The following is a 25,421-nucleotide window of genomic DNA, read 5'->3' on the forward strand; positions in this document are numbered from 1 at the left end:
CACGGCAACGCATGGCAGGCATGCCTGCGGCGACAATTAAAGGACGATGATGAGCGAGGAATTGCCCGACCGCCTCTCGGTGGACCCCAACAGCCCGTTTTACGACGAGAAGGTTTTGTCTCGCGATATCGGCATCCGCTTCAAGGGCGTCGAGAAAACCAATGTCGAGGAATATTGCGTCAGCGAGGGCTGGGTGCGCATGAGCGTCGGCTCGGCGAAGGACCGCCACGGCAATCCGATCACCATGAAATTTTCCGGTACCGTCGAGCCGTACTTCAAGAGCTGATTATTTTCCGACGAGCTTCGGCAGGTCGGACAATGCGCGGATGCGGTGATCCGGCAGGAATCCCAGCTCGTCCATCTGCGTTCGCACGGCCTTGAACATGGTGACGGGAGCGACCGGCGCGCCGGGCTTAATCTCGGCGGCCATCGCCTGCGGGGTGACGCGTTCGATCCATGCGACGTTGAGGCCGAAGGATTTCGCGCCCGCGACGTCGAACGGATTTGACGAGACGAAGATCACCTCGCTCGGCTTCACGCCGAGTCTTTTCTCGATCAGCGTGTAGGCCTGCGGTGCGGGCTTGAAGATGCGCTCGCTGTCGATGCTGATGGTGGCGTCAAGGGTTTGATCGAGGCCGGTGTTTTTCACCAGATCGTTGAGCATCTGGCTGCTGCCGTTCGACAGAATGGCGAGCTTGTGGCCTTTCAAGGCCGCAAGTGCTGCCTTGGCGTCCGGATACAGGTCGAGGTGGATGTATTTGTCCATGATGCGCTCGAACACGGCGTCGCTGTAGGTGAGGCCGAGCAGTTTCAACGAATAGACGAGCGATTCTCGTGTCACGACCGAGAAATCCGCATAGCGCTGCATCATGCTGCGCTGCCAGGTGTATTCGAGCTGCTTCATCCGCCAGACCTGCGTGATGAAATCACCATGGCCGGGGAAGGCCTCCTCGGTTACGGCCGCGACCGACTGGATGTCGTAGAGCGTGCCATAGGCGTCGAACACGAAGGCTTTGATGGTCATGGGCGGTCCATTTTGCAAAGAGCGATTGCGAACCTGAAACGGCACGAGGCGTTAGGTGCTCGTCTCAATCGCTAAGGACGCAAACCATGGCAAAAACTGCGACACGGCGCAAACGGACGGCAACATCAAAATTGCGCGGCACCCATGCGCGCAAGGCACGTAACAAAAAGGCAAGCGCCAAATCCACGGCGCGGCGGACGCGCAAAGCCGGTCCACATGCCGGAAAGCGTCCGGTGAAGAAATGGTCGAAGCACGTCACGCAGACCAGCGACGCGCTCGATCTCAAGCATGATGTCTTCAAGCAGGATAGCCCGAAGGCGATCGCACGGTCACTGAAGCGTTCGGCCGAGCATAGCCACCGGCGCAAGAGCGATCCGTATCGCTCGGCGATGTCGATGCTGGTGTTCTATATCAACCGCGCAGGCAAGAACCTGCCCGCGACGCGGCGCAAGAAGCTTGAAGCCGCCAAGGACGAATTGCGCAAGGCGTTCGGCAAGGCGGCGTAGGCAAAAGATTGCGATACGCCGCCTTGTGAAAATCAGCCGTGCAGCTTCTTCGCGGTTTCGGCGATGGTGCGGCCCTGATAGCGCGCGGCATCAAGTTCGTTCTGGCTCGGCATGCGTGAGCCGTCGCCATCGGTAATCGTCGTCGCACCGTAAGGCGCGCCGCCGGTCACTTCCTTGACGCCCATCTGTCCGGCGAAGCCGTAGTTCAGCCCGACGATCACCATGCCGAAGTGCAGGAGGTTGGTGATGATGGAAAACAGGGTCGTCTCCTGACCGCCGTGCTGGGTCGCGGTCGAGGAGAATGCGCCGCCGACCTTGCCGTGCAGCGCGCCCTTCGCCCACAGGCCGCCGGCCTGATCGAGGAAGTTCGCCATCTGCGACGACATGCGGCCGAACCGCGTGCCGGTGCCGACGACGATGGCGTCGTAATTCGCAAGATCTTCGATCTTCGCCACAGGGGCGGCCTGATCGACCTTGTAATGCGCGGCCTTGGCGACGTCCGGCGGCACCAGTTCGGGCACGCGCTTGATGTCGACAGTGGCGCCGGCCTCGCGCGCGCCTTCGGCGACCGCATTCGCCATCGCTTCGATGTGGCCGTAGGCGGAGTAATAAAGAACGAGAACCTTGGGCATGGAAGTCTCCAACAAAATTGCAGATTGATTGAGGGGAGGGAGTGCCGTGGCCCGGAGGGGCCACGGCGTTGTCGTTAGTGCAGGTGCAGATGTGCGCGGTGGCAACGCGCCCGGCCGAGCAGGGTTCGCAGGCTGGCAGTGACCGCCGGCATCACGAGCAACAGGTCGATCATGCCGCCGTCTCCACCAGCACGAGTTCGGAGTCTTCCAGCGCGGTGATGCGCAGGTTCGGCTCGTTGCTGATCGCGACACCGTCGCGGGCATTGGCGCGGACGCCGTTGACTTCGACCGCGCCGGTTGCGGGCACCAGATAACCCTTGTGGTTATCGTTGAGCGCAACGTCGACACTGTCACCGGCCTTCAGCGTGGTGGCGAGCACCCGCGCTTCGGCCCGGATCGGCAACGCCTCGGCGTCATCCTTGAAGCCGCTGGCGAGCGTGACGAACTTGCCGGAACGATTGCCCTTCGGAAAAGGCTTGGCACCCCAGCAAGGCTGACCGCCCTGCTGCGTCGGCTCGATCCATATCTGGAACAGCGTCGTCTTGACCGGCTCGAGATTGTACTCCGCGTGACGGATGCCGGAGCCCGCGCTCATCACCTGAACGTCGCCGGCTTCGGTGCGTCCCTTGTTGCCGAGCGAATCCTGATGCGTGATCGCGCCTTCGCGGACATAGGTGATGATCTCCATGTCGGAGTGCGGATGCGCCGGAAAGCCGGTGTTGGGGGCGATCTCGTCGTCGTTCCAGACGCGCAGCGCGCCGTGGCTCATGCGGGCGGGATCGTAGTAGCTCGCGAACGAGAAGTGATGCTTGGCGTTGAGCCAGCCGTGGTTGGCGCCGCCAAGAGAACTGAAGGGACGAAGTTCGATCATGTCATGTCCTCCATTGCCTGGGGTTGTGGGTTTCGATGGCGCTGATTTAGGCCTTTCCGCATGGTCTAAAAATAGAAACTATTGAAACTCATCGTTTCTAAATATAAACCAATGATAATTGGCGGGGTGTCCGCCCGGCATTGGAGCCGGCATGTCGAAACTTCCCGATTTCGAGGCGATGGCGATCTTTGCCAAGGTGGTGGAACTGCGGTCCTTCGCTGCCGCCGCGAGCGAACTCGCTCTGTCGAAAGCGACAGTCTCGAAGGCCGTGACGCGGCTGGAGGAGCGGCTGGGCGCGCGGCTGTTCAATCGCAGTTCGCGCCGTCTGGCGCTGACCGATGCCGGTCGCGCGCTGTCGGTGCGCGCGGCGCAACTATTGGCGGACGGCGAAGAGGCTGAAAACGAGGCGCTGTCGCAGGCGGCCTCGCCGCGCGGGCTTGTGCGGCTGGCGGTGCCGATGACATTCGGCCAGCGGGTGATCGCGCCGCTCCTGCCGGAATTTCTCGCACAATATCCGGATGTGTCGATCGATCTGCATTTGAGCGACGCGATGGTTGATCTGATTGGGGAGGGGTTCGACATCGGCGTGCGCATCGCGCGGCTGCCGGATTCCTCGCTGGTGGCGCGGCGGCTCTGCCCGATGCCGGTCTACACCGTGGCTGCGCCGTCTTACCTCAAGAAATACGGACGGCCGACGCATCCGATGCATCTCGCCCAGCATCGCTGCTTTACCTATGCCTACCGGACGACGCCGGAGGTCTGGCATTATTTCAACGATGCGGGCGAGGCGGTGTCGGTACGGCCTTCCGGCCAGTTGCGGATCAACAACGGCGAGGCGGTGCTTCCCGCGCTGATCGCCGGGCTCGGCATTGCCGACCTGCCGGACTTCATCATCGGCGAGGCGATCGCCAGGAAGCAGGTCGAGGTCATCCTCAAGGGCTGGAAGCAGCCGGAAGGGGCGGTGCATCTGGTGATGCCGCCGGGCGGTCCGCGCCCCGCCCGGGTGGAGGCGCTGGTCGAGTTCCTCGCCACCCATCTGGCCCGGCTGGGCAAGGCGGCTACCGCAAAATCTCGCCGGGAACCGGAGGCGGGCTGAGAGGCTGGATTTTCCCAAGGATTTCAGTGATGAAACTTGAGAAAATGGCGTTCCTTTATCCCCCGCCGTTCAGAAAAAGCCTTGATTGCATTGACATTCCGCCCTGCGCTCTCTAGAAACCGGCCATCCCGGCGATGGCCCTGCCGCCCGGGCGCCCATAGATATTGATGCAACTCGGCCTGTCGATACGGCCTTTCGCAAGAGCATGTCCCATGAAGGTCCGTAACTCGCTGAAATCGCTCCGTGGTCGTCACCGCAACAACCGTCTGGTCCGCCGCAAGGGCCGGGTTTACGTGATCAACAAGGTGCAGCGCCGCTTCAAGGCGCGTCAGGGCTAATCGCCTTTGAGGTTTGCCGGACGCTGTCCGGCACTCCCTAAATCATCACACCTGGTTGACGCCGCTTGCCCTTTGCAGGCGGCGTTTTGCGCGTTTAAAATCCTCGCATGAAATTGACCCGGCGTGTCGCCGTGAATGTTCCGGCTGGATTTGCACTCGCGGCGCTGCTCGTTGTTGCGCCCGCAGCCGCGCAGCCCGACTCCCACCTCAGGCAGAAGCTGCCGCAAGCGCCGAAACAGCTTCCGTCCGTCAAAGCCCATGGCAAGAGCCTCGACTTTCTGTTCGATGCGCTGAAGGCCGCGCCCGACGAGGAAAGCGCGCGCGCGGTCGAGGCGCGGATCTGGGCGATCTGGATGAAGACGCCGAGCGACACCGTCGCGCTGCTGATGGCGCGCGCGAGCATCGCGCTGGAGAATAACGAATCCGACGTCGCGCTGAAACTGCTCGACGCCATCATCAAGCTGCGTCCCGATTACACGGAAGCCTGGAACAGGCGCGCGACGCTTTATTACAAGAAGAACGACTACAACCGCGCGATGGAAGATATCGAGGAAGTGCTGCGCCGTGAGCCGCGCCACTTCGGTGCGCTGGCGGGGCTCGGCGTCATCCTCGAGGAAACCGGCGACGCCAAGCATGCGCTGGACGTGTTCCGCCGCGCGCTCGCTATCAATCCGCACCTCGACAAGGTGCCGGACATGGTGAAGACCCTGTCGGAAAAGGTCGAGGGCCGCGACATTTGAAACCGTGCATGAGCCGCCGCTCCGCTTCATGTGGAGCGGCGGTTTTGCTATGTCTTGGCTTTATTTGAGGGGATTGCATCATGAGAGCTTCGTCGCTCAGTTTCCTTGTCGCCGCCTTGATCCTCGCCTTCGGAATGATCTGGGGTCTTGCGATGGCGATCTCGCAGGATCATTCAACCCTTGCAGCCCACGCCCATCTCAACCTGCTCGGCTGGGTGTCTTTATTTCTGTTCGGGCTGTTCTACCGCCTGCATCCGGCACTCGATGCCGCACGGGTGGCACGCCTGCAGGTGATGATCTGGATCGCCGGGACCATTGTGATGGCGATCGGCGTCGCCATGATCCATATGGGCAAGCATGAGGGTGAGCCGCTGGCGGGCGCGGGCTCGATCATGGTGCTGGTGAGCGTCGTGCTGTTCGTCTGGCAGGTGATCCGCTTTGAGCGGACAAGCGCCGCCTGAAATCAGATATTGGCGTCGCTGTCCGAGCCGATAGTGGCGATGCGCACCATGTTGGTGGTGCCCGGGGTGCCGAACGGCACGCCCGCGACGACGATGACGCGCTCGCCAGCCTTGGCGAAGCCGTCGCGATAGGCGATGCGGCCCGCGCGCTGGATCATGTCGTCGCCGTCCTGCGCGTCCTCGGCCACTACGCAATGCACGCCCCACAACAAGGCAAGCTTGCGTGCGACCACGGCATTCGGCGTGATCGCGACGATCGGACAGCGGGGCCGCTCGCGTGCGACACGAATGGCCGTCGAGCCCGAACTGGTCCAACAGATGATGGCCGGCAAATGCAGCGTCTCGGCGATCTGCCGCGCGGCGTCGGCGATGGCGTCGCCGGCGGTGGCTTCCGGCGCGGGGCGCTGCCCGTCGATCACGCTGCTGAAGGTCGGGTCGCGCTCCACCTCCTCGCCAATGTGATCCATCATCATCACCGCGTCGGAGGGATATTTGCCAGCCGCGGATTCCGCCGACAGCATCACGGCATCGGCCCCCTCGAACACCGCGGTCGCGACGTCGGAGACTTCGGCGCGCGTCGGCACCGGTGAGGCGATCATCGATTCCAGCATCTGGGTCGCGATGATGACCGGCTTGCCCATGCGTCGCGCCATGCGCGTCATTTGTTTCTGAAGTCCCGGCACGCGCTCGACCGGCATTTCGACGCCGAGATCGCCACGCGCCACCATGATGGCGTCGGAGGCATCCATGATCGCCTCAAGGCGTTCGATGGCCTGCGGCTTTTCGATCTTGGACATGATCGCCGCGCGGCCGCGCACGATGCGGCGGGCCTCGTGCACGTCATCGGCGCGCTGCACGAACGACAGCGCGATCCAGTCGGTGCCGGCGTCGAGGGCCGCGGCGAGATCGGCATGGTCCTTCGGCGTCATGGCCGAGACGGGCAGGTCGGTGTCGGGCAGGCTCACGCCCTTGCGGTCGGAGATGCGCCCGCCGATCACGACGCGTGTCACGGCATGATCGTGTGAGGTTTCCTCCGCGATCAGGCGCAGCTTGCCGTCGTCGATCAGGAGCGCGTCGCCCGGCTTCAGCGCGCGCAGGATTTCCGGATGCGGCAGGTGGACGCGTGTCTTGTCGCCCGGCGCGGGATCGGAATCGAGTACGAAATTCTGCCCGTTGGTGATGATCGCCGCGCCCTCCTTGAAGGCGCCGAGCCGCAGCTTCGGGCCCTGAAGGTCGACGAGAATGCCGATCGGCCGGTTGTAGCTGCTCTCGATGTTGCGGATGGTGGCGATCAACTCCCGCATCTTGTCATGCGAGGTATGGCTCATGTTGATGCGGAAGACGTCGGCTCCCGCTTCGAACAGCTTGCGAATCGTGACGCTGTCGGACGAGGCAGGTCCTAGCGTTGCGAGAATCCGGACGCGACGCAGCCGCCTCATTGCTTCGTTCCCGGTGCGGGAAGCGGGGCAGGTGCGGGGAGAATGCCGCCGGGCTGGCCGGCGCCGGGCTGGCCGGCGCCGGGCGCGTTCGGCAATCCCGGCAGGGTCGGCTGTTGCTGCCGCTGCAGGTTCTGCTCGGTGGTTTCGGTCAGTTGCACTGTCCAGGAACGCTGCTCGCCGGTATCCACCTCGTAGAAGCCGGTGCGGTCGAAGCCGCGGGCGAGGCAGTTCTCGGTGCCCTTGATGGTGAATTCCTTGTCGCGCGAGCACATGAAGGCCTGGCCCGACCATTCGCCGCCGCGGTCGTAATCGAGGCCGTAAATGTAATAATAGCGCGCCACCAGCGTGCCCTTGAGCAGCGTTTCGCAGGCGTGGGAGGAGATATTCCACCAGCCTTCGGTGACCCAGCCTTCGCTGTCCTTGTAGCCCAGCGCGATACCCACCCGGCTCGAGGTATTGTTGCATAGCCGGAAATCGGCCCGCGCTGGTGTGCTGGACGCGCACAGTGCCGGAAGCGCGAGAGCTAGTCCGAACAGGAGAGGCAGGAAAAGGCGCAAGGTGGGCAACCGCAAATTCACTTTCGGCATGGGCGCAGGCTATCTCAAACGCGGGCGCAATTCCAATCGCGCGGAACGCGGGGGCTGGTAAAATCCGCTGCCGGGTTTATGTGCTGGTTGTAGTTTCCAGCGGAAGATCGAAACAGGGGCGGCCATTCGGGCCGCAGCCGGAGGACGAGGAACATCATGGCCATCGATAAAGCCACCCAGACCGAGCTTGAGGCGGCCGTTTTCCGCCGTCTCGTCGCGCATTTGCAGAAGCGCACCGACGTGCAGAACATCGACATGATGAATCTGGCGGGATTTTGCCGCAACTGCCTGTCGAACTGGATGAAGGACGCCGCCGACGAAAAGGGCGTGCCGATGACCAAGGATGAGGGCCGCGAGGCTGTCTATGGCATGCCTTACGAGGAATGGAAGGCGAAGTACCAAAGCGAGGCGACACCCGAGCAGATTGAGGCCATGAAGAAGGCCGCCAGCGGTCACTGACGCCGCGCGCTGAACGCTGAAAAAAGCGTGAGGCGCGAGCTTTTTAAAACCACCCTGTGGGCATTGTGGACGGCGCGGTGCCTTGCCTTGACGCCGCCTCTCCGACTGGATGAGTGTGGTCACGAAAGACGCTTTGCCGCCCGGCCGGCGCCGCCTCATCAAAGTTCAGGAGTACCCGATGGCCACAGCCGCCGCCGTGAAGGAAGACGTTGCCCACCGTTTCGCCAAGGATCAGCTCAAGGCCATCATCGAGCGCATCGAGCGGCTGGAAGAAGAAAAGAAGACGATCTCCGACGACATCCGCGACGTCTATGCCGAGGCCAAGGGCAACGGCTTCGACGTCAAGGCGCTGCGCACCATCGTGCGGATGCGCAAGCAGGACGCCAACGAGCGCGAGGAGCAGGAAACCATCCTTGAGACCTACATGCAGGCGCTCGGGATGCTGTGAGAGGCGTAGACCATCCTGTGGATGGCGCCTCCAGGCAGGCAATAAGTATAAGATTCGTTAACGCTGTGGCCTTAACCATGGAGAAAGAGACAATCTCCCAGAGGCCGCCGGTCGCGAATGAGAGATGAAGCAGGCCATGTTTCGGAACTTCAGTGGGCTGAGGTTTACGCGCGTCTCTATGACCAGGCCTTGGGTCATGCTCGTATCGGCGCATGGGAATGCGAGCTTGAGACGGAACGCCTGACCTGGACGTCCGGAGTCTACAAACTCTTTGCTTATCCGATGGACAGCGCGCTGCGGCGCGCGAGCATCGTCGACCTTTATACCCCTGAATCCAGACGCAACATGGAAATCGCCCGCGCCGAGGTGATCCGGAGCGGCCGTTCCGTCTCGCTCGATACGGAGATCAGGACGTGGGACGGCGAAAAGCGCTGGATGCGGCTTTCGATCAATGCGGTGAGAGAGAACGGGCGGCCTGTCCGCATCTTCGGCTCCAAGCAGGACATCACCTCAGACCGGCAAGCGATGGAGAGCCTGCGTCTGCAAGCCGAAACCGATCCGCTCACCGGGCTTGCCAATCGTTCTTTGTTTCAGCAGCGCTACCGTGAAGTCATCGGTGACACTTTGAACCATGGTTTTGCATCGGCGCTTGTCCTCATCGATCTCGACCGCTTCAAGGAACTGAATGATACGTTCGGGCATGAGGCTGGAGATGCATGTCTGCGCGAGATCGCAATGCGTTTGAAGCGGGCCTTCTGCAATGCCGGCTTGGTCGCCCGGCTGGGAGGCGACGAATTCGCACTCATCCTGCGTGCCCCCACGAATCCCGCACGGATCGAGAGCGTCTTGGAGCAAACGGTCGCGATGCTATCTCGTCCGGTCTTCTGGAATGGTCTTCGTCTCGAGGTCGGTGCTTCGATCGGGGCTGCCCTGATCGGACGCCCGCATCGCCGGCGTATCACCGAGCTGTTCGCGGATGCCGACATTGCGCTGTATGCCGCAAAGGCTGCCGGCCGCAACAAAGTTCATCTGTTCAATGATGAAGTGGGCAGCCGCTCGATGAATCCGGAAGCCGCCGCCTGACGATGGCCTTTTGAATTTACCGCAGCGAAGCGGTCTGCACGAAAGTCGTGGTCGGCATTGAAGCGATCGCCGGGCCGCTGAAGCGGTCGCAGGCGGGGCCGATCTGCGGATCGAGCGAGAACGTCATCGTCACCGCGCGCGCAGGCTTCACGAAATGCGCGACCATCGGCCTCATGTCCCAGTCACCCATCACCGAGGTGTAAAGCGCGTTATTGGCGCTCGGCGTCAGCACCATCGCGCGCAGCCAGATGTCGCTCGCCTGATCGGCGCTGGCGAGGCGCAGCATGGTGGCAGGCGAGCGGGAGTGGCCACGCGACGTCTTGCCGAGCACGGTGCTGGCATGGACGGATACGGCGGCATCGCGCGCGAGGGCTGCGATGTGCGTCGGCGGCACCGGCCCGCTCGCGGCGACGATCTTGCTGCGGTCGAGCAGTTGCGGCGCGTCATAGGCCATCGCGTTGGCGACGTTCGCGGGCAGCGAAGCGGTGGATTGCGGATCGGCGGCACGCGCCTTCACGGCGGCGATCTGTTCGGCTGATGCGGGCTTCGGCGTCATCGCGGCGTCATCCCAGCGGACGCGGGCCTCGATCATCTCGGCCATGGTCTGCGGCTGTTTGGCTGCTTTGGCAGGAGCGAGCGGAATTTCGACGGGGACTGCGGAGGCGACGCGATAGCTGGCGGTCTGAACCGGCCGTGCACGCGGCACCGGCACCATCTCGGCGATCTTGTCCTTCACCCTGTCTGCCGCCGCGGCGATCAGACTGGGCTTGGCAGGTGTTTCGGCAGCCGGTGTGGAGGCGGAGGATTCGTCGTCGTCCTCTGAGGCTTGCTTGCCCTTGAACAGGGAGGCGAGCAGGCTGCGGCTGCTGGCCGTCGTGGCCTCATCGCCCTTGCGGTGCCGGATTTCAGCGAGCGCGAGATCGTAGCCCTTCAGCGGACGTCCATCGGTGGGGACATGGACCGTCTTGCCGTCCGGGAACACGCGCACGAGCTGGTCGTGCGTCATGCGCGGCCAGTGGCGGATGTTGCCGGTGTCGAGATGCACGAAGGGCGAGCCGGAGGTGGGGTAGAAACCGACGCCGCCGCGTTGCAGGCGAAGCCCGGCGAACCGGATCTTCTCAAGCGGCACGCCGGGAATGAAGAAATCCATCGCGTGGCCGAGCATGTGCTGGCTGAAGCGCGCGACGCCGGAATGCGCCGAGCGGCGGCGCAGCATGGCGTTGGTCTTGGGCGAGCGATAGGCCGAGATGATCTGGATCGGCTGCTTGGCGTCGACGTCGCGAGTGACCTCCCACAGGATGTCGAACAGATGCGGGTCCATCGTGGTCGAATCCTGGCTGCGCCAGTCGCGGAGGAAGTGGTTGAGTTTCTTCAGCGCGTCGGCGTCGTAGCGACCGTTGCGCTTGAAGGTGACGGTGAGCTCTTCGCTGGAATGAGTGTGGTGGAAGGAGAGGGTGCGGGTGTCGTTGCTGGCGGTCGCGTCATGCACCGCGCCTGCGCCGGCGAACAGCAGGAGCATAGCGGATGCGCTCACCCGCAAGGAGTGCCGCACAGGCCAAAGGCTGCTGCCGCGTGGATGATCGCCCGCCACTTATCGTCCTGTTGGAACGCCCAGGAAGAGATCCCCGCTACCCCACGCAGCGGAGATGATGAATTGTGTGTAACGTCGGCCGGTTAATGGAAATTTACCCCCATCCCCGATCACGCAATCGAGAGCTAACGGGCCGACTGTGGCAAAAAATGGCCGGTATTTATATCGCCTCCGGAGACAGGGTTAACGCAAAGGGCCCCGCTTGCGGCGGGGCCCTGATTTTATTGCGTAAGGTGGATTTCGGAGCTGGGGAACCCGAGCCGAAAAATTTATGCGTTTAGCGGTAGCGGCGCCGGCCGCGCGGTTCCGGCTCGACCTCGGCGCGTCCGCCGCCACCAAACAGCATCTGGAAGAAGTTCGGCGCCGAGGAGCGGTCCGCATAGCCGTCGCCCGGAATATTGATGTTGCCGGTGGGCCGTACGTAGTTCGGCTGCGAATGCGCGACGACGGTTTCGAGGTTGCGGCGGCCGCCTTCCTTCAGCAGTTTGATCATGGTCGCATCGCGGCCATAGATGTCCTTGCGGAATTCGAGCTTGCCGGCGTCGTCCACGAACGCGGTCTGGTAGGTGATGTTGACCGGGAGCGGCGTCGGCAGGTTGATGTTGATCTCGTTGTGGCCATACATGCTGCGGATTTTCTCCGGCGTGTAATGATCCTTCGGCAGTGCGATACCCAGGATCGTCGCGGCGTACTGATCCGGATTCTGCACCCGCATGCAGCCATGGCTGAAAGCGCGCTCGCTCTTGGCGAACAGATACTTGTCCGGCGTGTCGTGCTGATAGACCAGGAATTTGTTCGGGAAGTTGAAGCGGATGCGGCCGAGCGCGTTGGCTTCGCCCGGCGGCTGCGAAATGCGGATGGTGCCATCGGGATTGCGCTGGAGCTTGAGGCCCATGCGCTCGAGCACGGTCGGGTCCTGCTGCAGGGCGGGCAGGTACTCGTTGTAGATGATCGACGGCGGCACGTTCCAGGTCGGATTGACGGTGATGTACTTCATCGTCTCCGTCAGCAGCGGGGTAGCGTGCTTGCCGGGTTTGCCGACAACGACACGGGTCTTCCAGGCCGTTGCGCCATTATGCATCAACTGGAGGCTGTAATCGGGAATGTTGAGGATGACATAGGCATCGCCGAGCGCGGGTGCGCCGAGATCGCGCGGCAGCCAGCGCCAGCGTTCCATGTTGACGCGGATGATATCGATCTTGCGGTCGTTGCGCGGTCCGTTGAGTGCCGCGACCGTGTGGTTGTCGAGAACGCCGGTGGCCTTGAGGTCGTTCGCGCTCTGGAACTTGCGCACGGCGGCGGCGACGGTCGCATCGTAGTGCGTGTCGCTCGCATTCTCGGTGACGCCGAGCTTGGCGCGCAGCGCAGGCACGCGCGCGTCGTCCATCACGGTGGGGTTCGGGTTCTTCTTGGTCGGCTTGACGAAGCGCAGCGTCTCGCCGTCGGCGATCTTTTTGCCTTCGTCGGTCTTGCCGCGCAGCTCGGCGAGCTTGGCCTTCAATTCCTTGTAGAGCTTGTGCGGCGGATTGTAGGTCTCAAGCGCCGCGCCGGCATTGCGCGCGGTCGAGACGTTGATCAGCACTTCGGTCGGGTCGGGGTAGTGCTCCGGGTACTGGATGTCGCCGGACACCTGCGACCAGTGCATGCGGCCGCTCTGGGCGTGGCGCGCATAGTCGAGCACGCTTTCAGTCAGCTTCAGTTCGGCATCGGCCTGCGCATCCGCGGTTGTGGCGGCGGTGAAATTCGGCACCGGATAATCCTCCGGATCGAGGCCGTCCTCATCCGCCTTCTTCAGCCGCGCGCTCGCGTCATTGGCGCGCGCGGTTGCCGCGGCACCCTTGGTCCAGAGCGGAGCGTAGTTGCGGTCCTTGTAGAAGGCTTCCACCGCCTCGCGTTCTTTCTTGCGGTCGAAATATTTGCCGGCCTTCGTCGTCACCAGGCTGCGCAGCGCCTCGGCGGACGGATCGAGTGTGGCGACGGCAGGAGCAGCGGCCGGAGTTTCGGTCTTGGCATTATCCGTCTTGGCCGGAGCGGCGGGCGCTGTCGTGGCCGTATCGGCCTTCGCCGGTTCGGACTTCGCAGGCTCGGACTTCGCAGGCTCGGTTTTAGCTGTATCCGCCTTCGACGCGTCGGCGGGCTTGTTGTCCGCCTTTGCATCCGTCTTGGCCGGCTCGGATGCAGCAGGCTTTGCGGTGTCCGCGGCCTTTGCCGCGTCGGCTTTCGGTGCATCGGCCTTCACGTCGGCCGCGGTCGGCGGTGGGACGTTCGAGGTGTCGGGTGTGGGAACTGCGGCGCTGATGGAGGCATCCGCTGGCTTCGCCGGGTCGGCATGAGCAAAGGTTACGGTGCCGGTCAGCAGGAAGGTCGCTGCGACGGCTGCCAGCACGCGATCGTAACCGCTGCGGCCGGTCGAGAAGTCATGCATTATCGAGTTCCCTGAGCGAGGCTGTTTCGGCCTGAAACAGCAAGTTTGTCTCATTTAAGCCCGCACCCAGGTGAAACCCGGCTCTCACCGGTTCGTTTCCCCGGCGTATCGCGCCCGGTCGATTCATCGCACCATCAACAAGTGTACACGCACGGACGCAATGCGCCTAGCTTGCGCCGGAACGTGTCACGGGAAACTGACCGTGCTGACGGTGATCTGCAACCACCCCTGCGTGCTTTCTCTTGGTCTGTCACCAAGCCGCAACGGTCCGAAGGGGCGGGGTCTTTTTCAGGATTCTTGGTTCTTCCCGGCGGGAACAGCGGCGATGTCGTCCATCTTCCGGTACAGCGTGGAACGGCCGATCTTCAGCCGCCGCGCCACTTCCGACATCTGGCCGCGATAATGCGAGATGGCGAAGCGGATGATCTCGGCTTCCATCTCGTCGAGCGCGCGGCATTCGCCGTCTTCGTCCAGTATCGTCAGGGCGCCGTGCGGCAGGAGGGCCGGTGCGGACTGGGCCGGTGCGATTGGGATTTCATGGGCGGCTACCCGCGCAGGTTGCGCGAGCGTCAGCGGTCCGATCTCGGGACCTGCGTCCGACCCCAGGGGGCCGCCATTGATGGCGGGGAAGTCGTCGGCCCGAAGCTCCTCGCCGTCGGACAGCACCACCGCGCGATAGACCGCGTTCTCGAGCTGGCGGACATTGCCCGGCCAGTCGGCATTGACGAGGCGGGCCATGGCGTCGGCGCCGACGCGGGCAATGGCGCGGTTTTCCTCCGCGCTGAAGCGCGCGAGGAAATGGCGTAACAAATGAGGGATGTCCTCGCGCCGCGACCGCAGCGGCGGGATCGTCAGCGGCAGCACATGCAGGCGATAGAACAGGTCGTCGCGGAAATGACCGGCCTTCACATGGTTGAGCAAATTGCGGTTGGTCGCCGAGATGATGCGCACATCGACCTTGACCGGCTTGCGGCCGCCGACCGCCTCGACCTCGCCCTGTTGCAGGGCGCGCAGCAGTTTCACCTGCGCGGTGAGCGGCAGTTCGCCGACTTCATCCAGGAACAGCGTGCCGCCGGAGGCTTCGACGAACTTGCCGGCATGGCGTTCGGTGGCGCCGGTGAAAGCGCCCTTCTCGTGGCCGAACAGGATCGACTCGACGAGGTTATCGGGGATCGCGCCGCAATTGACGGTGACGAATGGCTTGCTGGCGCGCTCCGAGGAGCCGTGAATGGCGCGCGCGACCAGCTCCTTGCCGACGCCGGATTCGCCTTCGATCAGCACCGGAATGGCCGAGGCTGCGGCCTTCTTGCCCATCGCCAGCACATGCCCCATCGCCTCCGAGCGGGTCACGATGTCCTTGAAGGTGAGGCGGCCTTCGCGCGAGTGGCGGATGCGTTGCAATTCGCCTTTCAGGGCGCTGGCGTCGAGCGCGTTGCGCAACGACACCTGAAGCCGCTCGATGCCGACCGGCTTGACCACGAAATCATGCGCGCCCGCGCGCATCGCGGAGACCACATTGTCGATGCCGCCATGCGCGGTCTGCACCACCACCGGAATATGCAGGCCCATCTCGCGCATCTTCGACAGCACGCCGAGGCCGTCGAGACCCGGCATCACGAGATCGAGCACGATGGCATCGACCGTGCGCATCTCATCTGCGATCACCGTCATGGCGGCGTCACCGCTTTCGACGACGATGGTCTGATAGCCGCAACGCTGCACCATATTTTCCAGCAGACGGCGCTGGACGGCATCGTCATCGGCAATCAGAATAGTCGCGGCCATGGAATTCCTCGGTCAGCAGGTTTATCTGTCTCGAATCGGGGCACTCTCGCCGATGCCGATTAACGGCCTCTTAAGAGTTGGCGGACGTTCGCGCTGCCAGCACAGGAACAACACGGGTAGGAACACATAATGGCTGCACGTTCGTCCTCCGCTCTGCGTAAACCCGCCAAGACCAAGAAGGCGGCGAAGCCTGCGAAACCCGCGGCCAAAAAGGCGGTGAAGAAGACGGCGAAGCTGCCCGAGTGGAATCTGGGCGATCTCTATTCGTCGATCACCGCGCCGGAGATCGCGCGCGACCTCGACAAGCTCGATGCCGACTGCGTGGCGTTCGAGGCGGCCTATAAGGGCAAGATCGCGGATGCGCTTTCCAAGCCCGGCGCGGGCGAGTGGCTGGCGGAAGCCGTGAAATCCTTTGAGGCGATCGACGATCTCGCCGGACGGCTGATTTCCTATGCGGGCCTGATCCATGCGGGCGACACGGTCGATCCGGCGATCACCAAATTCTACGGCGATGTGTCAGAGCGTCTCACCAATGCCTCGACGCATCTGCTGTTCTTCACGCTCGAACTCAACCGCATCGACGACGAACTGATCGAAAAGGCGATGCAGGTGCCGGCGCTCGGCCATTATCGCCCGTGGCTGGAGGACATCCGCAAGGACAAGCCGTATCAGCTCGAGGATCGCATCGAGCAGCTGTTCCACGAGAAATCGACCACGAGCTACGGCGCGTTCAACCGTATGTTCGACCAGACCATCGCGGGCCTGCGCTTCAAGGTCGGATCGAAAGAACTGGCGATCGAGCCGACGCTGAACCTGTTGCAGGATCGCGCGCCCGAGAAGCGCAAGGCGGCTGCGCAGGCGCTGGCGAAAACCTTCAAGGCCAACGAGCGGACCTTCGCGCTCGTCACCAACACGCTCGCCAAGGACAAGGAAATCTCGGACCGCTGGCGTGGCTTCGAGGATGTCGCGGATTCGCGCCATCTCGCCAATCGTGTCGAGCGCGAAGTGGTGGATGCGCTGGTGGCGTCGGTGCGTGCGGCCTATCCGCGCATCTCGCATCGTTATTACGCGTTGAAGGCATCGTGGTTCAAAAAGAAGAAGCTCGCGCACTGGGACCGCAACGCGCCGCTGCCGTTCGCGGCCACCGGCCAGATCGAATGGAATGATGCCAAGAGCACGATCCTGAAAGCCTATGGCGATTTCTCGCCGGAGATGGCGGGCATCGCGAAGCGTTTCTTCGACGACCGCTGGATCGACGCGCCGGTGCGTCCGGGCAAGGCGCCGGGTGCGTTCTCGCATCCGACCACGCCGTCGGCGCATCCCTATGTGCTGATGAACTATCAGGGCAAGCCACGCGACGTGATGACGCTCGCCCATGAACTTGGTCACGGTGTGCATCAGGTGCTGGCGGCGAAGCAGGGCGCGCTGATGGCGCCGACGCCGCTGACGCTCGCCGAGACCGCAAGCGTATTCGGCGAGATGCTGACCTTCAAGCGCCTCCTCGCGCAGACCAAGAACGCCAAACAGCGGCAGGCGCTGCTCGCGGGCAAGGTCGAGGACATGATCAACACGGTGGTGCGCCAGATCGCGTTCTATTCGTTCGAGCGCGCCGTGCACACCGAGCGCCGCAACGGCGAACTCACCGCCGAGCGTCTTGGCGAGATCTGGCTGTCGGTGCAGGGCGAGAGCTTAGGGCCGGCCATCGAAATCAAGCCGGGCTACGAGACGTTCTGGATGTACATCCCGCACTTCATTCATTCGCCATTCTACGTGTACGCCTATGCGTTCGGCGATTGCCTCGTGAACTCGCTCTATGCGGTGTACGAGCACGCGGCCGAGGGCTTCGCCGACCGCTATCTCGATATGCTCGCGGCGGGCGGCACCAAGCACTATTCCGAACTGCTGGCGCCGTTTGGACTCGATGCCAAGGACCCTGCTTTCTGGGACGGTGGCCTGTCGGTGATCGAGGGGATGATCGGTGAGCTGGAGGCGATGGGGTAGGGCGGAGCGGCCTCTTACATTTTCATTCAATGAAAACAAACCCATAGGCCGAGTGCTAGAAACCCGGCGCTTGTGGGTTGTACAACTTTTTGCCTAGAAGGACCGTTGCTCTGCCAAGGCAAGTGCGGTATTGCCCACGCAAAGCAAAGTGCTGGAGGCAACTATAATGGCGGACCACAGTGAGGTGGCCTACACGACCGCGGATGGCAACGACTATCCCGCTCATGAGCAGACCTACGAGTCATTCCTGAAGCTGACCAAATACACCTGCGTGACGCTGGTGGTGATTTTGGCGCTGATGGCGATTTTCCTCACCTGAATTCGACTTTTCCCTGAACTTACAACGGGATTGGAAGGAAGCGGCTTACGCCGCTTCCGCGTGTAGCAGAGGTGCGTCATGCACCGGTCAGACGCGGCTTTGAGATCGCGGGAGGCTTTATGAAGATAGCGATTGCCAAGGAACAGGACGCGGCCGAGCCGCGTGTCGCGGCGACGCCCGACACTGTGAAGAAATTCAAGTCGCTCGGTATCGACGTTGCGATCGAGCCGGGCGCGGGCATCAAGTCCGGCCTGCTGGATGCCGACTACGAAGCCATGGGTGCCGTGGTCAGCGCCGACGCCGTGAAGGACGCCGACATCGTCATCAAGGTGAAGCGCCCGACCGCAGCCGAAGCTGCCTCCTACAAGAAGGGTGCGCTCGCGATCGCGATCATGGACCCGTACAACAACGACGCCGCGCTAAAGTCGCTCGCCGATGCCGGCGTGTCGGCCTTCGCGATGGAGTTGATGCCACGCATCACCCGCGCGCAGGTGATGGACGTACTGTCCTCTCAGGCGAACCTCGCGGGCTATCGCGCCGTGATCGAAGGCGCCGAGGCCTTCGGCCGCGCCTTCCCGATGATGATGACCGCAGCGGGCACTGTGCCTGCCGCCAAGGTGTTCGTGATGGGTGTCGGCGTCGCTGGCCTCCAGGCGATCGCGACCGCGCGCCGCCTCGGCGCCGTCGTCTCCGCCACCGACGTTCGCCCGGCGACGAAGGAGCAGGTCGAGTCGCTCGGCGCAAAATTCCTTGCCGTCGAGGACGAGGAATTCAAGAACGCGCAGACGGCGGGCGGCTACGCCAAGGAAATGTCCAAGGAATACCAGGCCAAGCAGGCCGCGCTCACCGCCGAGCACATCAAGAAGCAGGACATCATCATCACCACGGCTTTGATCCCGGGCCGTCCGGCTCCGAAGCTCGTCACGCTTGAGATGGTGAAGTCGATGAAGCCCGGCTCCGTGCTGGTCGACCTCGCGGTCGAACGCGGCGGCAACGTCGAGGGTGCGAAGGCCGATGAGATCGCGGACGTCAACGGCGTCAAGATCATCGGCTACACCAACCTCGCGGGCAAGGTCCCGGCGTCGGCCTCGGGCCTTTACGCCCGCAACCTGCAGGCGTTCATCGAGACGATGTTCGACAAGGAAACCAAGTCGCTGGCCGTGAAGTGGGACGACGAACTGGTCAAGGCCACCGCGCTGACCAAGGACGGCGCCGTCATCCACCCGAACTTCCAGCCGAAGGCGTAAGGAGTCCAGCCATGCATGGTATTGAGATTGTCGACCCGTTCGTGTTCCGGCTGTCGATCTTCGTGCTCGCGGTGTTCGTGGGCTATTTCGTGGTGTGGTCGGTGACGCCCGCGCTGCACACGCCGCTGATGTCGGTGACCAACGCGATCTCCTCGGTGATCGTGGTCGGTGCGCTGCTCGCGGTCGGCGTGGCACTCGTCGGCGACGACAACGGCCCGCTCTGGGCACGGGCCTTCGGGTTCGTCGCGCTGATCTTCGCATGCATCAACATCTTTGGCGGCTTCCTTGTCACCCAGCGCATGCTGGCGATGTACAAGAAGAAGCAGAAGTGAGCAGGGGCTGAGCCATGAACGCTAATCTTTCGGCCCTGCTCTATCTCGTCGCAGGCGTCCTTTTCATTCTGTCGCTGCGCGGGCTGTCCAGCCCGGCGTCCTCGCGTCAGGGCAACTTCTTCGGCATGGTCGGTATGGCGATCGCGGTCGCCACCACGCTCGCGGCGCATCCGCCGGCGAGCGCTACTGGCTGGATCCTCGTGCTGCTCGGCATCGCCATCGGCGGTTCGATCGGCGCTGTGATCGCCAGGCGCGTGCCGATGACGGCGATGCCTGAACTGGTCGCCGCCTTCCACTCGCTGGTTGGCATGGCCGCCGTGCTCGTTGCGGCCGGAGCGTTCTACGCGCCGACCGCCTTCGGCATCGGCACCCACGGCGCGATCCACGCCCAGAGCCTCGTTGAAATGTCGCTCGGCGTCGCCATCGGCGCGCTGACCTTCACCGGCTCGGTGATCGCGTTCGCCAAGCTCTCCGGCCGCATGAGCGGTGCGCCCATCATTTTGCCGGCGCGCCACATCATCAACATCGTGCTGGCGCTGGCGCTGGTGTTCTTCATCTACGGCCTGATCTCCTCGCAGAGCGCGGTCGACTTCTGGCTCATCACCATCATCGCGCTGGTGCTCGGTGTGCTCCTGATCATTCCGATCGGCGGCGCCGACATGCCGGTGGTGATCTCGATGCTCAACTCCTATTCGGGTTGGGCCGCGGCCGGCATTGGCTTCACCCTCGGCAACTCGGCGCTGATCATCACCGGCGCCCTTGTCGGCTCGTCGGGTGCGATCCTGTCCTACATCATGTGTCACGCGATGAACCGTTCCTTCATCTCGGTCATCCTCGGCGGCTTCGGCGCCGATGGCGGTGCCGCGGCTGCGGCCGGAGCGTCTGGCGAAGTGAAGCCGGTCAAGCTCGGCTCGGCCGACGACGCGGCCTTCATCATGAAGAACGCACAGAAGGTCATCATCGTGCCGGGCTACGGCATGGCAGTGGCGCAGGCCCAGCACGCGCTGCGTGAAATGGCCGACACGCTGAAGAAGGAAGGCGTCGAGGTGAAATACGCCATCCATCCGGTCGCGGGCCGCATGCCCGGCCACATGAACGTGCTGCTGGCGGAAGCCAACGTGCCTTACGACGAGGTGTTCGAACTCGAGGATATCAACTCGGAGTTCGCGCAGGCCGACGTGGCGTTCGTGATCGGCGCCAACGACGTCACCAACCCGGCGGCGGAAGAAGATCCGTCCTCGCCGATCTACGGTATGCCCGTTCTTCAGGTCTGGAAGGCCGGCACCGTGATGTTCATCAAGCGCTCGCTCGCTTCCGGTTACGCCGGCGTCGACAACCCGCTGTTCTATCGTGACAACACGATGATGCTGCTGGGCGACGCCAAGAAGATGACGGAGAACATCGTCAAGGCGATGTAATTGGACTCTGGATGAAGCCTCGCCCTTGAGGCTTCGTCCACCACCAAAGTCATGTGGCATTCGCCGTCAAAACCCGGCGAAATCAAATCTTTAAACCCCTCGATCGCATCGCGCGATCGAGGGGTTTTGCATGGCCCGCCCTTTCTCGACAGCTGACCTTGATGACGCCGATCGATACAATTGTAGGCACACGCAACGGCTGTTCTTCGAGGGACTTGCTACAAAGAGTAAGTTGGGCCTAGGATTGACGTGCTCGTAAAGCCCTGACGCCGCAAGCCCGTAAGGCCTGAGGTTGCCATGATCGACTCGTCGAACAACGGCACGCGACAGGATTCTTCGAATGCCGTCCCAATGCGGCGGGACGAGCTTATTGTTTTTGCCATCATCGCAGCATTGATCTGGCCGGTCGTCGCCGTTGGCGTGGTGGGCGGCTTTGGCTTTTGTATCTGGATGTCCCAATTGATCCTGGGGCCGCCCGGACCTCCTGGGACTTGAGGTACAGCGATGAGCGAGTCTCTCTCCCGGCGCAGTGTGATTACAGGGCGATTGGCGGATGAGATGATTCACATCTCCAGCGCCGTCGTGTCGGTGCTTCCACAAAACAGAGACGATGTTGTCCGTGCACTGAAGGCGATGGACGGTGTCGAAGTCCATCACATGGCGGCGTCGAAGATCGTCGTCGTGATGGAAGCGCATGACAGCGGCATTCTCGGGAGCCATCTGGCGGAAATCGCCACGTGGCCCGGCGTGCTGTCTGCCAACATGGTGTTTGAACAGGCTGAGAGGTTCGCCCGTATCGGAGATTAGGCAATGGCCCTTACGCGCCGTGAACTGTTGAAGGCTCATGCAGCGGCTGTTGCAGCCGCGGCAGCCAATATCAGTCTTCCCGCCATGGCACAGCCGGTCGCGGGCGGCACCGGATCGCTGGAAATCAAATGGTCGAAAGCGCCGTGTCGTTTTTGCGGCACCGGATGCGGGGTGATGGTCGGCGTCAAGGACGGGAAAGTGGTCGCAACCCATGGCGACACGCTTGCGGAGGTCAATCGCGGGCTGAACTGCATCAAGGGTTATTTCCTATCCAAGATCATGTATGGCGGCGACCGTCTGACGATGCCGTTGTTGCGCAAGAAAAACGGGGTGTTCGCCAAGGACGGCGATCTCACGCCGGTCAGTTGGGATGAAGCCTTCGACATCATGGCCGAGCGCGCCAAAGCGGTTTTGAAGGCGAAAGGCCCGACCGCGCTTGGCATGTTTGGCTCCGGCCAGTGGACGATCTACGAGGGTTATGCCGCAACCAAGCTGATGCGCGCCGGATTCCGCTCGAACAATCTCGATCCCAATGCGCGTCATTGCATGGCGTCGGCAGCTTACGCGTTCATGCGGACGTTCGGCATGGATGAGCCGATGGGCTGCTACGACGACTTCGAGGCTGCGGATGCATTCGTCCTCTGGGGATCGAATATGGCGGAGATGCATCCGATCCTCTGGACGCGTCTGACCGACCGCAGGCTGAGTCAACGGCATGTCAAGGTCGCCGTGTTGTCGACTTTTACCAACCGGAGTTCGGATCTCGCCGACATTCCGATCGTCTTCAAGCCCGGGACGGACTTGGCGATTCTGAATTATATCGCCAACCACATCATCTCGACCGGGCGGGTTAACGAGGATTTCGTCAAGAACCACACCACCTTCGTGCGGGGCACGGTCGATATCGGCTACGGCCTGCGCCCCGACAATCCGCTGGAGCAGAAAGCCAAGGGCGCGGCGACCGCGGCGGCGATGACGCCCATCGATTTCAAGGCCTATTCCGACTTCGTGAAGGACTACACGGTCGAGAAGGTCTCCAAGCTGACCGGCGTGGAGCGCGGCTTTCTGCAAGAACTCGCCGAATTGTACGCCGACCCCAATCGGAAGGTGATGTCGCTTTGGACGATGGGCTTCAACCAACATGTCCGGGGCGTCTGGGCGAATCAGCTCCTTTACAACCTGCATCTTCTGACCGGCAAGATCTCGGAGCCGGGCAATTCGCCGTTCTCCCTGACCGGCCAGCCATCGGCTTGCGGCACGGCGCGCGAGGTGGGCACGTTCGCACACCGCCTGCCGGCCGATATGACCGTGACCAATCCGGAGCATCGCAAGCATGCGGAAGAAGTCTGGCGTGTCCCGCACGGCATCATTCCGGAGAAGCCGGGTTATCACGCCGTGGAGCAGGACCGCATGCTTCACGACGGCAAGCTCAATTTCTACTGGGTCCAGGTCAACAACAACGTGCAGGCGGCGCCGAACAATTCGCGCGAGACCTATGTCGGTTATCGCAACCCGGATAATTTCATCGTTGTCTCGGACGCCTATCCGACGGTGACGGCGATGGCGGCCGATCTCGTGCTTCCGGCGGCTATGTGGGTCGAAAAGGAAGGCGCCTATGGCAATGCGGAGCGCCGCACCCATGTGTGGCGGCAGCTCGTTAATGCGCCGGGGCAGGCGCGCTCCGATCTCTGGCAGATCATGGAGTTCTCAAAACGCTTCACTACCGATGAGGTGTGGCCCGCGGACATTCTGACGGCGAACCCGAACTACAAGGGAAAAACGCTGTTCGACGTGTTGTTCCGCAACGGCAATGTCGACAAGTTTTCGGCGAGCGAAGTCCCGGCCGAATACGACAATATGGAAGCGAAGCAGTTCGGCTTCTACGTTCAGAAGGGATTGTTTGAAGAATACGCATCCTTCGGACGCGGGCATGGCCACGATCTCGCACCGTTCGACATGTATCACGGGAATCGCGGAATGCGCTGGCCGGTCGTCGACGGCAAGGAGACCAAATGGCGCTTTCGCGAAGGCCTCGATCCTTACGTCAAGCCCGGAAAGAAGATCGACTTTTACGGACAGCCGGATGGACGGGCCAAGATCATCGCCGTGCCATACGAGCCGCCGGCGGAATCTCCCGACAAGGACTACGACATCTGGCTTGTGACAGGCCGCGTGCTTGAGCACTGGCATTCGGGGTCAATGACCATGCGGGTGCCTGAGCTCTACAAGGCATTTCCCGGTGCTCGCGTTTTCATGCATGCCGAAGATGCGCGCGCCCGCGGCATCAACCAGGGCGCCGAAGTCCGCGTCGTATCGCGCCGGGGCGAAATCCGGACCCGTGTCGATACACAGGGGCGAAACCGCATGCCACGCGGAGTCGTCTTCGTTCCCTGGTTCGATGCCAGCCAGCTCATCAACAAGGCCACCCTCGACGCCACCGATCCGATTTCCAAACAAACGGATTTCAAGAAATGCGCAGTCAAGATCGTTCCGGTTTAGCCGAGATGCGTCATGCGCTCATCGGAGCCGTAGCCAGCTCCATGCTCGTGTTTGTTTGCGGGACGATTTATGCTCAAAACGCTCCGCAAATCGTCAATCGCCTGACCGGCGCCGCTTCTCCCATGAGCGAGAACCCGGCGCCTCCTCTCGCGCGGCCGATCGTCAACGACAAAAGGGTGATGCGCAATTACCCTGAGCAGCCGCCGATCATTCCTCATTCGATCGAGAATTATCAGCTCACACTCGAAACCAACCGCTGCCTTGACTGCCATCGCCGCCAATATACCGAAGGATCGGGCGCGCCGATGATCAGCGTAACTCACTTCATGGATCGTGACGGGCAGGTGCTCGCCGACGTCACGCCGCGACGCTATTTCTGCACCGAGTGCCACGTCCAGCAAACCGATGCGGCTCCCCTGGTTCCCAACACATTCACAGATATCCTGGTCGTCGGATCAGAGAAGCGGTGAATGTCCCATGGCTCGCCTCAAGCAATTGCTGCTCTGGTTCTGGAACATCGCAAGCCGCCCCAGTGCTCACATCAGCCTTGGCGTGCTCGCGCTCGGCGGCTTCATCTGCGGCGTGATTTTCTGGGGCGGTTTCAATACCGCGCTTGAGGTCACCAACACCGAGAAATTCTGCACCTCGTGCCATGAGATGCACGACAACGTCTATCAGGAATTGCAGCGCACGATCCATTTCACGAATCGCTCGGGCGTCCGGGCGAGTTGTCCCGACTGCCATGTGCCGCACGACTGGACTGACAAGATCGCACGCAAGATGCAGGCTTCGAAAGAGGTGTGGGGAAAGATATTCGGCACCATCTCGACCCGGCAGAAATTTCTCGACAAGCGGCTGGAGCTTGCCAAGCACGAGTGGGCGCGGCTGAAGGCAAACGACTCGCTGGAGTGTCGCAACTGCCATTCCTCAATAGCGATGGACTTCACCAAGCAAACCAGACGCGCCGCAGAGATTCATTCGCGTTTTCTCATAAACGGCGAAAAGACATGCATCGACTGTCACAAGGGCATCGCCCATCAATTGCCCGACATGACGGGCATCGAACCGGGCTGGCGCGCGCCGCCTGAACTGCGCGACCGGCAGAGTTCTCTCGACGAGCAGCAGGAAGCGTTACGGCATTATGTAACATTCGAGGCTGCCTCGCAGAACGAGACAAACCCCGACAAGTGAGAGACATGCTCTGTGTGTCTTGATTGAGGGCTGTGTGATTTAGTTGTGGAATTTTCCAAACGGTCGGGCTTTTCAAAACCGGATGCGGGCGGGGCCGTGGACCCGTCATCAAAATGCGCTAA

Annotated in this window: 27 protein-coding genes; 19 read left to right on the forward strand and 8 right to left on the reverse strand. The window is 62.4% G+C overall.

Annotated elements, in window-relative coordinates:
- Positions 1–49: 49 nt before the first annotated feature.
- Positions 50–286 carry a DUF3297 family protein gene (locus AC1RNA_RS07200; protein WP_009337325.1) on the forward strand — a complete coding sequence of 79 codons (237 nt, stop codon included), beginning with the start codon at positions 50–52 and terminating at the stop codon, positions 284–286.
- Here AC1RNA_RS07200 and AC1RNA_RS07205 read toward each other — a convergent pair whose 3' ends face one another.
- Positions 287–1,024: a haloacid dehalogenase type II gene (locus tag AC1RNA_RS07205; protein WP_009337324.1), complete on the reverse strand. Its 738-nt coding sequence runs from the start codon at positions 1,022–1,024 to the stop codon at positions 287–289.
- A gap of 86 nt (positions 1,025–1,110) precedes the next feature.
- Here AC1RNA_RS07205 and AC1RNA_RS07210 point away from each other — a divergent pair, with 86 nt between their 5' ends.
- Positions 1,111–1,530: a DUF3175 domain-containing protein gene (locus AC1RNA_RS07210; protein ID WP_492950620.1), complete on the forward strand. Its 420-nt coding sequence runs from the start codon at positions 1,111–1,113 to the stop codon at positions 1,528–1,530.
- A gap of 32 nt (positions 1,531–1,562) precedes the next feature.
- On the opposite strand, the gene wrbA is transcribed toward AC1RNA_RS07210, so the two are convergent.
- The gene (gene wrbA / locus AC1RNA_RS07215; RefSeq protein WP_492950621.1) at positions 1,563–2,162 is read right to left on the reverse strand and encodes an NAD(P)H:quinone oxidoreductase; all 600 of its coding nucleotides are present in this window, start codon (positions 2,160–2,162) and stop codon (positions 1,563–1,565) included.
- Positions 2,163–2,331: 169 nt separating this feature from the next.
- Positions 2,332–3,033: a pirin family protein gene (locus tag AC1RNA_RS07220; RefSeq protein ID WP_492950622.1), complete on the reverse strand. Its 702-nt coding sequence runs from the start codon at positions 3,031–3,033 to the stop codon at positions 2,332–2,334.
- Positions 3,034–3,184: 151 nt separating this feature from the next.
- On the opposite strand from AC1RNA_RS07220, the gene AC1RNA_RS07225 reads away from it, so the two are divergent.
- The 4 genes from AC1RNA_RS07225 (at position 3,185) to AC1RNA_RS07240 (ending at position 5,668) form a co-directional block, all read left to right on the forward strand.
- A complete protein-coding gene (locus tag AC1RNA_RS07225; RefSeq protein ID WP_009337319.1) occupies positions 3,185–4,129 on the forward strand; it encodes a LysR family transcriptional regulator in 945 nt (314 codons plus the stop codon).
- A 212-nt stretch (positions 4,130–4,341) separates the two neighbouring features.
- Complete coding sequence (gene ykgO / locus AC1RNA_RS07230; RefSeq protein ID WP_002718645.1) at positions 4,342–4,467, forward strand: type B 50S ribosomal protein L36; 126 nt, start codon at positions 4,342–4,344, stop codon at positions 4,465–4,467.
- A 107-nt stretch (positions 4,468–4,574) separates the two neighbouring features.
- Complete coding sequence (locus AC1RNA_RS07235) at positions 4,575–5,207, forward strand: tetratricopeptide repeat protein (protein ID WP_492950623.1); 633 nt, start codon at positions 4,575–4,577, stop codon at positions 5,205–5,207.
- An 80-nt stretch (positions 5,208–5,287) separates the two neighbouring features.
- The gene (locus AC1RNA_RS07240) at positions 5,288–5,668 is read left to right on the forward strand and encodes a hypothetical protein (protein ID WP_492950624.1); all 381 of its coding nucleotides are present in this window, start codon (positions 5,288–5,290) and stop codon (positions 5,666–5,668) included.
- A gap of 2 nt (positions 5,669–5,670) precedes the next feature.
- On the opposite strand, the gene pyk is transcribed toward AC1RNA_RS07240, so the two are convergent.
- Both pyk and AC1RNA_RS07250 read right to left on the reverse strand, forming a co-directional pair.
- Positions 5,671–7,107 carry a pyruvate kinase gene (gene pyk / locus AC1RNA_RS07245; RefSeq protein WP_009337316.1) on the reverse strand — a complete coding sequence of 479 codons (1,437 nt, stop codon included), beginning with the start codon at positions 7,105–7,107 and terminating at the stop codon, positions 5,671–5,673.
- Complete coding sequence (locus AC1RNA_RS07250) at positions 7,104–7,694, reverse strand: DUF1036 domain-containing protein (RefSeq protein ID WP_492950625.1); 591 nt, start codon at positions 7,692–7,694, stop codon at positions 7,104–7,106. Before AC1RNA_RS07250 ends, pyk begins: the two co-directional genes overlap by 4 nt.
- Before the next feature lie 156 nt (positions 7,695–7,850).
- On the opposite strand from AC1RNA_RS07250, the gene AC1RNA_RS07255 reads away from it, so the two are divergent.
- The 3 genes from AC1RNA_RS07255 (at position 7,851) to AC1RNA_RS07265 (ending at position 9,684) form a co-directional block, all read left to right on the forward strand.
- Positions 7,851–8,153 (forward strand): DUF1244 domain-containing protein, encoded by a 303-nt coding sequence (locus AC1RNA_RS07255; RefSeq protein ID WP_492950626.1) that lies wholly within the window; start codon positions 7,851–7,853, stop codon positions 8,151–8,153.
- A gap of 178 nt (positions 8,154–8,331) precedes the next feature.
- The gene (locus AC1RNA_RS07260) at positions 8,332–8,601 is read left to right on the forward strand and encodes a DUF2312 domain-containing protein (protein ID WP_275247900.1); all 270 of its coding nucleotides are present in this window, start codon (positions 8,332–8,334) and stop codon (positions 8,599–8,601) included.
- A gap of 117 nt (positions 8,602–8,718) precedes the next feature.
- A complete protein-coding gene (locus AC1RNA_RS07265) occupies positions 8,719–9,684 on the forward strand; it encodes a sensor domain-containing diguanylate cyclase (protein ID WP_009337312.1) in 966 nt (321 codons plus the stop codon).
- 16 nt (positions 9,685–9,700) lie between these two features.
- Here the strand turns inward: AC1RNA_RS07265 and AC1RNA_RS07270 are convergent, their stop codons facing one another.
- The 3 genes from AC1RNA_RS07270 to AC1RNA_RS07280 form a co-directional block, all read right to left on the reverse strand.
- Positions 9,701–11,275 carry a peptidoglycan L,D-endopeptidase MepK gene (locus tag AC1RNA_RS07270; RefSeq protein ID WP_492950627.1) on the reverse strand — a complete coding sequence of 525 codons (1,575 nt, stop codon included), beginning with the start codon at positions 11,273–11,275 and terminating at the stop codon, positions 9,701–9,703.
- Positions 11,276–11,552: 277 nt separating this feature from the next.
- Positions 11,553–13,700, reverse strand: a complete 2,148-nt coding sequence (locus AC1RNA_RS07275; protein WP_492950628.1) for a L,D-transpeptidase family protein — start codon at positions 13,698–13,700, stop codon at positions 11,553–11,555.
- A 288-nt stretch (positions 13,701–13,988) separates the two neighbouring features.
- The gene (locus AC1RNA_RS07280; protein WP_492950629.1) at positions 13,989–15,485 is read right to left on the reverse strand and encodes a sigma-54-dependent transcriptional regulator; all 1,497 of its coding nucleotides are present in this window, start codon (positions 15,483–15,485) and stop codon (positions 13,989–13,991) included.
- A gap of 129 nt (positions 15,486–15,614) precedes the next feature.
- Here AC1RNA_RS07280 and AC1RNA_RS07285 point away from each other — a divergent pair, with 129 nt between their 5' ends.
- From AC1RNA_RS07285 to AC1RNA_RS07330, 10 genes are all read left to right on the forward strand, one after another.
- Positions 15,615–17,486 carry a M3 family oligoendopeptidase gene (locus tag AC1RNA_RS07285; RefSeq protein ID WP_492950630.1) on the forward strand — a complete coding sequence of 624 codons (1,872 nt, stop codon included), beginning with the start codon at positions 15,615–15,617 and terminating at the stop codon, positions 17,484–17,486.
- Between the two features lie 166 nt (positions 17,487–17,652).
- Positions 17,653–17,805, forward strand: a complete 153-nt coding sequence (locus tag AC1RNA_RS07290; RefSeq protein WP_009337307.1) for an aa3-type cytochrome c oxidase subunit IV — start codon at positions 17,653–17,655, stop codon at positions 17,803–17,805.
- A 119-nt stretch (positions 17,806–17,924) separates the two neighbouring features.
- Positions 17,925–19,052 carry a Re/Si-specific NAD(P)(+) transhydrogenase subunit alpha gene (locus AC1RNA_RS07295; protein ID WP_009337306.1) on the forward strand — a complete coding sequence of 376 codons (1,128 nt, stop codon included), beginning with the start codon at positions 17,925–17,927 and terminating at the stop codon, positions 19,050–19,052.
- A gap of 11 nt (positions 19,053–19,063) precedes the next feature.
- Positions 19,064–19,384, forward strand: a complete 321-nt coding sequence (locus AC1RNA_RS07300) for a proton-translocating transhydrogenase family protein (protein WP_002718713.1) — start codon at positions 19,064–19,066, stop codon at positions 19,382–19,384.
- A gap of 14 nt (positions 19,385–19,398) precedes the next feature.
- Positions 19,399–20,802 carry an NAD(P)(+) transhydrogenase (Re/Si-specific) subunit beta gene (locus AC1RNA_RS07305; protein WP_492950631.1) on the forward strand — a complete coding sequence of 468 codons (1,404 nt, stop codon included), beginning with the start codon at positions 19,399–19,401 and terminating at the stop codon, positions 20,800–20,802.
- 297 nt (positions 20,803–21,099) lie between these two features.
- The gene (gene napE / locus AC1RNA_RS07310) at positions 21,100–21,297 is read left to right on the forward strand and encodes a periplasmic nitrate reductase, NapE protein (protein ID WP_492950632.1); all 198 of its coding nucleotides are present in this window, start codon (positions 21,100–21,102) and stop codon (positions 21,295–21,297) included.
- A 9-nt stretch (positions 21,298–21,306) separates the two neighbouring features.
- On the forward strand, positions 21,307–21,609 hold the full coding sequence (locus tag AC1RNA_RS07315; RefSeq protein WP_492950633.1) for a chaperone NapD: 303 nt from the start codon (positions 21,307–21,309) through the stop codon (positions 21,607–21,609).
- Positions 21,610–21,612: 3 nt separating this feature from the next.
- A complete protein-coding gene (napA, locus tag AC1RNA_RS07320) occupies positions 21,613–24,108 on the forward strand; it encodes a periplasmic nitrate reductase subunit alpha (RefSeq protein ID WP_492950634.1) in 2,496 nt (831 codons plus the stop codon).
- Positions 24,081–24,578, forward strand: coding sequence for a nitrate reductase cytochrome c-type subunit (locus tag AC1RNA_RS07325; RefSeq protein WP_492950635.1), 498 nt, complete (start codon positions 24,081–24,083; stop codon positions 24,576–24,578). The genes napA and AC1RNA_RS07325 overlap by 28 nt, the downstream gene beginning before the upstream one ends.
- A 7-nt stretch (positions 24,579–24,585) precedes the next feature.
- Positions 24,586–25,299, forward strand: a complete 714-nt coding sequence (locus AC1RNA_RS07330; protein WP_492950636.1) for a cytochrome c3 family protein — start codon at positions 24,586–24,588, stop codon at positions 25,297–25,299.
- The last annotated feature ends 122 nt before the right edge of the window (positions 25,300–25,421 follow it).

It is taken from the genome of Afipia sp. GW821-FHT14H12 (assembly GCF_058803465.1).